The 9,572-nt window shown below is 67.2% G+C and carries 8 protein-coding genes; 5 read left to right on the forward strand and 3 right to left on the reverse strand.

All coding sequences use genetic code 11. The features are described 5' to 3' along the window. Window positions 1–3: 3 nt before the first annotated feature. From H0H10_RS08860 to H0H10_RS08870, 3 genes are read right to left on the reverse strand one after another with little or no spacing between them, the layout of a single operon-like run. A complete protein-coding gene (locus tag H0H10_RS08860; RefSeq protein WP_188180307.1) occupies window positions 4–1,008 on the reverse strand; it encodes an ABC transporter permease in 1,005 nt (334 codons plus the stop codon). Continuing rightward, on the reverse strand, window positions 1,001–1,924 hold the full coding sequence (locus H0H10_RS08865) for an ABC transporter permease (protein ID WP_188180308.1): 924 nt from the start codon (window positions 1,922–1,924) through the stop codon (window positions 1,001–1,003). The genes H0H10_RS08860 and H0H10_RS08865 overlap by 8 nt, the downstream gene beginning before the upstream one ends. Window positions 1,925–1,933: 9 nt before the next feature. Next, entirely contained in the window at window positions 1,934–3,562 is a 1,629-nt protein-coding gene (locus H0H10_RS08870) for a peptide ABC transporter substrate-binding protein (protein ID WP_188180309.1), read from the reverse strand. A 494-nt stretch (window positions 3,563–4,056) separates the two neighbouring features. On the opposite strand from H0H10_RS08870, the gene H0H10_RS08875 reads away from it, so the two are divergent. The 5 genes from H0H10_RS08875 to H0H10_RS08895 all read left to right on the forward strand — a co-directional run. Further along, a complete protein-coding gene (locus H0H10_RS08875) occupies window positions 4,057–5,082 on the forward strand; it encodes an ABC transporter permease (RefSeq protein WP_223179583.1) in 1,026 nt (341 codons plus the stop codon). 79 nt (window positions 5,083–5,161) lie between these two features. Next, window positions 5,162–6,922 carry an ABC transporter substrate-binding protein gene (locus tag H0H10_RS08880; protein WP_188180310.1) on the forward strand — a complete coding sequence of 587 codons (1,761 nt, stop codon included), beginning with the start codon at window positions 5,162–5,164 and terminating at the stop codon, window positions 6,920–6,922. Window positions 6,923–7,024: 102 nt separating this feature from the next. Then, entirely contained in the window at window positions 7,025–8,005 is a 981-nt protein-coding gene (locus tag H0H10_RS08885) for an ABC transporter permease (protein ID WP_188180311.1), read from the forward strand. 47 nt (window positions 8,006–8,052) lie between these two features. Further along, window positions 8,053–9,090 (forward strand): ABC transporter ATP-binding protein, encoded by a 1,038-nt coding sequence (locus H0H10_RS08890; RefSeq protein ID WP_188180312.1) that lies wholly within the window; start codon window positions 8,053–8,055, stop codon window positions 9,088–9,090. Between the two features lie 26 nt (window positions 9,091–9,116). Then, the coding region (locus tag H0H10_RS08895; protein WP_188180313.1) for an ATP-binding cassette domain-containing protein at window positions 9,117–9,572 on the forward strand (456 nt) is incomplete at its 3' end.

Below are 9,572 nucleotides of genomic sequence, written 5' to 3' on the forward strand. Positions count from 1 at the left end.
GGCTCACCTCAGCTTCGGGTCGAGGGCGTCGCGCACCGCGTCGCCGAGCATGATGAACGCGAGGACGGTGATGGCGAGGGCCCCGGAGGGCCACAGCAGCGCGTGCGGGGCGTTGCGGATGTACGGGGCGGCGGCGGAGATATCGATCCCCCAGGACACGCTGGGCGGCTTCAGACCGACCCCGAGGAACGACAGGGTGGCCTCCAGCGCGATGTAGGTGCCGAGCGCGATGGTCGCCACGACGATGACCGGGGCGACGGCGTTGGGCGCGATGTGCCGCAGCAGCAGCCGGGAGCTGGAGGCGCCGAGGGCGCGGGCGGCCTGGACGTAGTCGTTCTGTTTGACGGTGATGACGGAGCCGCGGGCGATGCGGGAGATCTGGGGCCAGCCGAGCAGCACGATGAAGCCGATGACCGGCCAGACGGTGTTGCTGGTGATGACGGACAGCAGCACCAGGCCGCCGAGGACGACGGGGATGGCGAAGAAGACGTCGGTGATCCGGGACAGGATGGAGTCCGGCACACCGCCGAAGAACCCGGCGAGCCCGCCGAGCACGCTGCCGAGGACCGCGACGCCGAGGGTGGCGAGGACGCCCACGAGCACCGAGGTGCGGGCGCCGTAGACGGTGCGGGTGTAGACGTCGCAGCCCTGGCCGTCGAACCCGAAGGGGTGGCCGGGCCGGGAGCCCTCCTGGGCCCTGGACAGGTCGCACTTGAGCGGGTTGCCGGAAGCGATCAGGGACGGCCAGACGGAGATGAGGACCAGGAAGAGGATCACCAGGCCCGCGATGATGAAGACCGGGTTGCGGCGCAGGTCGTGCCAGGCGTCGGACCACAGGCTCCGCGGCCGTTCGCCGGAGGCGGCCGATGCCTCGTGGCCGCTCTCCCCGGGTCCGCCCGGGGGCGGCTGCTCCAGGGTCGTCGCCTCGCTCGCGGCGAGGTCCATCTGACCGCCCATACCGGTGCCGGCAATGGCGCGCTCGGGCTCGTAGGGCGGCTGCTCAGGCATAGCGGATCCTCGGGTCGAGTACGGCGTACAGGAGGTCGACGAGGAGGTTGGCGACCAGGAAGACCAGGACGAGGACGGTGACGAAGCCGACGACGGTCTGCGTGTTCTGCCGGAGGATGCCCTGGTAGAGCTGGTAGCCGACGCCGTGGATGTTGAAGATCCGCTCGGTGACGATGGCTCCGCCCATCAGGGCGCCGATGTCGGTGCCGATGAAGGTGACGACCGGGATGAGGGAGTTGCGCAGCAGGTGCCGGGTGATGACCCGGTGGCGGGGCAGGCCCTTGGCGATGGCGGTGCGGACGTAGTCGGAGCGCCGGTTCTCCGCGATGGAGGTGCGGGTCAGCCGGGTGACGTACGCCAGCGAGACGGACGCCAGGACCAGGCCGGGGACGATCAGCTCGTCGAAGGGCGCCTCGGGCGAGACCGACGGCCTGATCCACTCCCACTTCACACCGAGCAGCAGCTGGAGCAGCAGGCCGGTGACGAAGGTGGGGACGGAGATGACGACGAGGGTGAGCACCAGCACCGAGGTGTCGACGGGGCGTCCGCGGCGCAGGCCGGTGACGACGCCGAGGGTGATGCCGATGACGACCTCGGCGACGATCGCCACGATCGTCAGCCGGACGGTGACCGGGAACGCCGTCCCCATCAGCTCGGTGACCGGCTGGCCGTTGAAGGCGGTGCCGAAGTCGCCGGTGAAGACGTTGCCCATGTACGTCAGGTATTGCTGCCACACGGGCTTGTCGAGGCCGAACTCCCTTCTGAGCTGGGCGGCCGTCGCGGGGTCGCACTCCCGGTCGCCGCACAGGCCCGCGATGGGGTCGCCCATCACGTTGACCATCAGGAAGATCAGCAGCGTGGCCCCGACGAACACCGGGATCATCTGGAGCAGCCGCCGGACGACGTACCGTCCCATGGCGCCCCCTCAGCCGACCTTGATCTCGTTGTAGACGGGGACGCTGAACGGGTTGAGCTTCACGCCGGAGAGCCGGTCCGAGTAGCCGGCGCTGCCGTTCTGGTACCAGAGCGGGATGGCGGCCATGTGGTCCCGGACGACCTCCTCGGCCTGCTGGAAGGTCCGGACGGCCTCGGCGGGGTCGGTCTCGGCGTTGGCCTTGTCGACGAGGTCGTCGAACTCCTGGTTGGACCACTTGCCGTCGTTGGAGGAGCCGCCCGTGTAGTAGAGCGGCTGGAGGAAGTTCTGGATGAGCGGGTAGTCCATCTGCCAGCCGGCGCGGAAGGGGCCGCTCATCTTCTTGCCGGTGATCTGGTTGCGGAAGTCGGCGAAGGTGCCGACCGGGTTGCCGACGCAGGCGCGGTCGTTGTCCAGGGCGTTGTTGATGGAGTTGCAGACCGCGTCGACCCACTGCTTGTGGGAGCCCGTGTCGGCGTTGTAGGTGATCTTGATCTGTCCGCCGGGCAGCCCGCCGCCCTCCTGGATCAGCTTCTTGGCCTCGTCGGGCCGGTACTCGCACGCCTCACCGCACAGGCCCTCCTTGAAGCCGCCGTCCTTGCCGAGCACGGGTGAGGTCCAGTCGGTGGCGGGGGTGCGGGTCTTCTGGAAGATCGTGTTCGTGATCTGCTCGCGGTCGATCGCCATGGACAGGCCCTTGCGGACCTTCTCCGACCCCTCCTTGTTCCACCGCTCGTCGTAGTACGGGAAGGCGAGCGTCTGGAGGATGCCGGCCGGGGTGTTGATGTAGCGGTCGCCGAGGTCGCTCTTGACGTTCTTCAGCTGGGCGGCCGGCACGTCGTCGGTCAGGTCGAGGTTGCCGGCCATCAGGTCGGTGTAGGCGGTGTTGGGGTCGGTGTAGACCTTCAGGTCGACCCCGCCGTTCTGCGCCTTGTCCGGACCGGGGTACTCCTCCCACTTGCGCAGGGACATCTGGGAGCCGCGGGTGTAGTTCTCCACCATGTAGGGGCCGTTGCCGACCGGCTTCTTCAGCCAGGCGTCGTGGTCGTCGAAGAAGGCGCGGGGCAGCGGGGCGAAGGCGTTGTAGCCGAGGGTCTCGGGGAACGAGGAGAACTTCTGGTTGAGCTTGACGGTGAAGGTGAGGGGTCCGGTGACCTTCAGTCCGGACAGGGTGTCGGCGCTCTGCTTGCTCCCGTCCGCGGGGTGGACCTTGTCGTAGCCGTCGATGTAGCCGAAGAAGTAGGCGTTGCGCTGGTTGTTCCTGAGGCTCGCGCCGTAGTTCCAGGCGTCCACGAAGGACTGGGCGGTGACCTTCTCGCCGTTGCTGAACGTCCAGCCGTCCTTCACGGTGATCGTGAAGTTCCGCGAGTCGGTGGTCTCGATCCTCTCGGCGAGCATGTCCCGCGCCTCGCCGGTGTCCGGGTCGTACTTCTTCAGCCCCCGGAAGATCATGTCGAGGACCTTGCCGCCCTGCACCTCGTTGGTGTTGGCGGGCTCCAGCGGGTTCTGCGGGTCACCCCAGGAGGAGCTGAGCACGGCACCGCGGTCGCCGCCGGCGCCTCCCCCGCCTCCGCAGGCCGTCACCGCGAGGGTTGCCGCCGCCGCGCATGCGGCCCGTACGGCGTGCGTGGCTGCGCGCATGGTGTGCCTCCTCGTGCCCTGACTCGTCCGCTGATCCCTTAACGGTCAATATCAACACACAGGGTGCATATCGCACACGCATACCTCCCTTTGGAGGAACCCTCCATGCGGCCGCCACCACCCTTCGGGCGGACGGGCCGCATGCGCATACCTGCCGTGAAAGATCTTGAACAGCCGACGCAACGGATCCCCACGAACCGATGCCGAACCGTTTGATTGCGACCCCAAGGTGTACACATTTCGACGACTTGGCATCCGCATATCGAACGCGTTGTCTGGTTCGCGTAATTGATCCGATGTAAGGCACGGATCGATCACGGCACGCTACCCGCGTAGCTACGAAATGATCAAGGGGACGCAAAGAAGGTAAAGAGAAAGCCAAGCCGCTCCAGGTTTTATTGACCTTGAACTAATTGCGTTGAAAAAGTCCGGCGTAGCCCGTAGGGGAGCGTGCCCTGCGGAGTCATCAGACCCTCCCTTGGGCCAGGAGCACCATGACCACCCCAACTCCAGCAGCGGCTGCCCCGCTCGAGGTGACCGACGAGAGCGTCGACACGTCGCCCGCGCCCACCCCCAAGGGCAGCGAGAGCCGCTCCCCCGGCCGCCTGGCCTGGAAGCGCTTCAAGCGGGACCGCACGGGTGTGGTTTCCGCCTGCATCGTGATCTTCTTCTTCGTGATCGCGCTCGCGGCCCCGCTCATCGCCAAGCTCTACGGCAAGGACCCGTACACCACGTACGCGAGCGAGCGGCCCGAGCTGCTCAACGCCTTCGCGTACCCGGCCGGCCCCAACGGCGGCATGAGCTCGGAGTTCTGGTTCGGCATCGAGCCGCAGCTCGGCCGTGACGTCTTCACCTTCCTGCTCTACGGCATCCGTACCTCACTGGGCATCGCCCTGGCCGCCACCCTGCTCACCTGTGCCGTGGGCGTCGTCGTCGGCGTCACGGCGGGCTACCTCGGCGGCAAGACGGACTACTTCGTCGGCCGGGTCATCGACATCCTGCTGTCGTTCCCGTCGACCCTGTTCTTCATCGCCTTCATGCCGGTCGTCTACGGCCTCTTCGTCGCCGACGACGAGAACATCCCGACCTCGCTGCGGGCGGTCTCGCTCATCCTGGTGCTCGCGGTGTTCGGCTGGGCCTCCCTCGCCCGGCTGCTGCGCGGTCAGGTACTCGGCCTGCGCGAGCGGGAGTTCGTCGAGGCGGCCAAGGTCACCGGCGCGTCGCCGTGGCGGATCGTCTTCAAGGAACTGCTGCCCAACCTGTGGACGCCGATCATCATCCAGTCCACGCTGATGCTCCCGGCGTTCGTGACCGCCGAGGCCGGCCTGGCCTTCCTCGGCGTCGGCATCATCGACCCGACCCCGGACTGGGGCGTCATGATCCAGCGCGGCGCCCAGTTCTACACCGAGGACATCACGTTCATGCTCTTCCCGGGCCTGTCGATGGTGATCTTCGTCCTCGCCTTCAATCTGCTCGGCGACTCGGTGCGCGACGCTCTCGACCCGAAGTCCAAGCGCTGAACCGTTCGTTCCACCCGGCTCGTTCGACGCCGTCCGGCCGGCCCAACCGTCCCGTTTGCCCTCTTCTGGCAGGTGTCCCATGTCCTTCTCCCGTAGAAACTTCCTCATCGCCACCGGCGTGGTCGCGGCCTCGTCCTCGGTCCTGACCGCGTGCGGCGGCGAGGGCGGCGGCGGTTCTGCCAAGAACGACGCCCCCAAGGTCAGCGGCAGCAAGACCATGGAGATCCCGGTCGGCACCAAGGCCGACTCCACCGGCCCGGCCCCCGAGGTCAAGGGCGCGGTGAAGGGCGGGACGGCGTACTCGCTGGACCAGTTCGACATGGACCACATGGACCCGGCGCAGATCTACAACTCCACCGAGGCCGCCATCACCGTGCCCCTGCTGCGCGGTCTGACCGGCTACAAGATCGACGACAAGGGCGGCTGCACCCTGGTCGGCGACGCCGCCACCGACGCCGGCACGATGAAGGACGGCGGCAAGACCTGGTCCTTCACCCTGAAGGACGGCCTGAAGTGGGAGGACGGCTCGGACGTCACCATGGACGACGTCCGCCACACCTTCGAGCGCACCTTCGCCTCGTTCATCACCGAGGGCCCGATCTACGTCCAGTCGTGGCTGGAGGGCGGCGACAAGTACGAGGGCCCGTACGACGGCAAGCACCTCGACTCGATCGAGATCGACGGCAACACCGTCACCTTCCGCCTCAACGAGGCACGCGGTGACTTCAACTACACGCTCGCCATGCGCGGTTACGCGCTGGTGTCGAAGAAGAACGACACCAAGGAGAAGTACGACAAGCGTCCGTTCTCCTGCGGCCCGTACAAGATCGAGAGCCGCAGCGTCGGCAAGTCGATGACGTACGTGCGCAACGAGCACTGGGACCCGAAGACGGACCCGATCCGCAACGCCTACCCGGACAAGTTCCACTTCCAGTTCGGCTTCCAGGCGCTGGCCGCCACCGACCGCTTCATCGCGGACAAGGGCAACGACCAGTACGCGATGGTGATCTTCAACGAGGTCGCCCCCGAGCGCATCGCCCAGGTGCTGACCAACGCCGAGCTGAAGAAGCGCGTCCTCACCCAGGTCGACACCGTCACCTACTACTGGCCGATCAACACCACCCGCATCAAGGACGTCAAGGTCCGCCAGGCCATCAACTACGCCTGGCCGCACCAGCAGCTGCAGACCATCCGCGGCGGTGCCGCCAGCACCGAGATCGCGACCACGATCCTCAGCCCGGTGACCCCCGGCCACGAGAAGTTCGACCTGTACGGCACGACCAAGAAGCCCGGCGGCGACCCGGCCAAGGCAAAGGAGCTGCTGAAGGAGGCCGGCAAGGTCGGCCAGAAGCTGGTCATCGCCTACCAGCAGTCGGACAACGCGGTGAAGCAGGCCGTCGCGATCAAGAACGCCCTGGAGGCCGCCGGCTTCAAGGTCGTCAACAAGCAGGTCGACAAGTCGACCTTCTACACGCAGATCGGCAAGATCGACAACGGGTACGACCTGTTCGCCGCGGGCTGGAGCCCGGACTGGCCGAACGGCTACTCGGTCTTCTACCCCTGCTGGCACGGCGAGAACATCGGCGACGGCCGCAACAACTACGCCCAGCTCAACGACACGGGCGTGAACAAGGCCATCGACGCCGCCTCCAAGATCACGAACCCGGAGGAGGCCAACAAGGCCTGGGGCGCCATCGACCGCCAGATCATGGAGCTGGCGCCGGTCGTCCCGGACTACCACTCCATCCGCAACTGGATGTACGGATCGAAGATCGGCAACGTCGTGTACGACGCCGGCAACACGTGCATCGCCCTCTGCAAGATGTACGTCAAGAAGTAAGCGCGCACGATCCCTCGGGGCGGCCACCACCCGTACGGCCGCCCCGAGGGACCCACCCCCTCCACCCCCGGCGACGGCGCCCCGTCCGGAAAGTCACGCCCCATGCTCCGCTTCCTAGTCCGCCGAGTCTCCGGCGCGATGGTCATCCTGCTGATCATCAGTGCCGTCACCTTCTGGCTCTTCTACGCAGTTCCGCGTGACCCCGCGATGATGTCCTGCGGCAAGAACTGCACGCCGGAGGCGCTGGAGCAGATCCGGCAGAACCTGGGCATCGACGAGTCGATCATCATGCAGTACTGGCACTGGCTCGTGGGCGTCTTCGCCGGCCGCGACTACGGCGGGTACGGCTACTGCGACGCGCCCTGCCTCGGCTACTCCTTCGCCAACAGCGAGCCCGTCTTCGGCACGATCATGGACCGGCTGCCGCTGACCCTCTCGCTCGCCTTCGGGTCGGCCGTCGTCTTCCTGATCGTCGGCGTCGGCGCGGGCATGCTCGCCGCCGTCAAGCAGGGCAAGTTCCTGGACAAGTTCGCCAGCTCCGTGTCGCTGCTCGGCTCCTCGCTGCAGATCTACTTCGTCGGCTACATCGCGATGTACTTCCTGGTCGCGCAGCTCGGCATCCTCAGCCAGCCGTCGTACACGCCGCTCACCGAGAACCCGGCCGCGTGGTTCTCCGGACTGCTGCTGCCCTGGCTGGTGCTGTCGATCATCTTCACCGCCAACTACACCCGCATGACGCGCTCCCAGTTGGTGGAGCAGCTCAACGAGGACTACGTCCGCACCGCCCGGGCCAAGGGCCTGTCCCGGAAGAACGTCTTCTTCCGGTTCGCCTGGCGTGGCGCCATGGGCCCCATCGTCACCATCTTCGGCATCGACCTCGGTGTCCTGATCGGCGGCGCGATCATCACCGAGTCGGTCTTCTCCCTGCAGGGCGTCGGCCGGCTCGCGATCCAGGCCGTGGACCAGAGCGACCTGCCCATGCAGCTCGGTGTCACCGTGCTGGCGGCCGGCGCGATCGTGTTCTTCAACATCATCGTCGACGCCGTCTACGCCCTCATCGACCCGCGGATCCGGCTCGCCTGACCTCCGCCGCTGCCCCTACCCCCGCATCACCTCCTGGAGCGTCCCCCGTGACGAGCACCGATCAGCAGCCCTTCCTCTCCGTCAAGGACCTGAAGGTCCACTTCTCCACCGAGGACGGCATCGTCAAGGCCGTCGACGGGCTCTCCTTCGATCTCGCCAAGGGCAAGACGCTCGGCATCGTGGGTGAATCGGGCTCGGGCAAGTCGGTCACCAACCTGACGATCCTGGGCCTGCACGACCGGGACCGCACCGCCATCGAGGGCGAGATCCTCCTCGACGGCAAGGACCTGCTCACCGCCTCCGAGCGGGAGCTGGAGCGGCTGCGCGGCAACAAGATGTCCATGATCTTCCAGGACGCGCTGGCCTCGCTGTCGCCGTACCACACCATCGGCAAGCAGATCGGCGAGACGTACCGCAAGCACACCGGCGCCTCCAAGAAGGAGGCCCGGGAGCGGGCGATCGAGATGCTGCGCCGGGTGGGCATCCCGCAGCCGGACGTGCGGGTGGACGACTACCCGCACCAGTTCTCCGGTGGTATGCGCCAGCGCGCGATGATCGCGATGGCCCTGGTCTGCGACCCCGAGCTGCTGATCGCCGACGAGCCGACCACGGCCCTCGACGTGACGGTCCAGGCCCAGATCATGGACCTGCTCAAGGACCTCCAGCAGGAGTTCGGCACCGCCATCATCTTCATCACCCACGACCTCGGGGTCATCGCCGACATCGCGGACGACGTACTGGTGATGTACGGCGGCCGGTGTGTGGAGCGCGGCACCAAGCACGAGGTCCTCCGCACTCCGCAGCACCCCTACACGCTGGGCCTCATGAGCTCCATGCCTAGCCTGGACGGACCGGTGGACGTACCCCTGTCGCCGATCCCGGGCTCGCCGCCCTCGCTGCTCAACCCGCCCTCCGGCTGCCGCTTCCACCCCCGGTGCGCCTTCGTCGAGAAGGTGCCGGGCGGACGCTGCTCCGCGGAGCGGCCGCTGCTGGACGTGGTCGACGGCCGGGGCTCGGCCTGTCACCTGCCGCCGGAGCAGCGTAGGGAACTCTTCGCCGACTTCGCCGGTACGCGGCACAACTGACGTACAAGAGACGGGACTTCACCATCATGAGCAACGCGGAACCGCTCCTGGACGTCAGCGGTCTGACCAAGCACTTCCCCATCAAGGGCGGCTTCCCGATCGCGCGCACGGTCGGCGCCGTCCAGGCCGTCGACGGGCTCGACTTCCAGGTCGCCGAGGGCGAGAGCCTGGGGCTGGTCGGTGAGTCGGGCTGCGGCAAGTCGACGACCGGCCGGCTGATCACGCGCCTGCTGGAGCCGACCGGCGGCAGGATCTCCTACCGCGGCCAGGACATCACCCACGCCAAGCGCAAGCAGCTGGCGCCCATCCGGTCCGAGATCCAGATGATCTTCCAGGACCCGTATGCGTCCCTCAACCCGCGCCAGACCGTGGGTAAGATCATCTCCGGACCCATGGAGATCAACGACATCAACCCGGCCGGCGGACGCGAGAAGCGCGTCCGCGAGCTGCTGGAGATCGTCGGTCTGAACCCGGAGCACTAC

It is taken from the genome of Streptomyces griseicoloratus, assembly GCF_014534645.1.
Taxonomy (GTDB): domain Bacteria; phylum Actinomycetota; class Actinomycetes; order Streptomycetales; family Streptomycetaceae; genus Streptomyces; species Streptomyces griseicoloratus.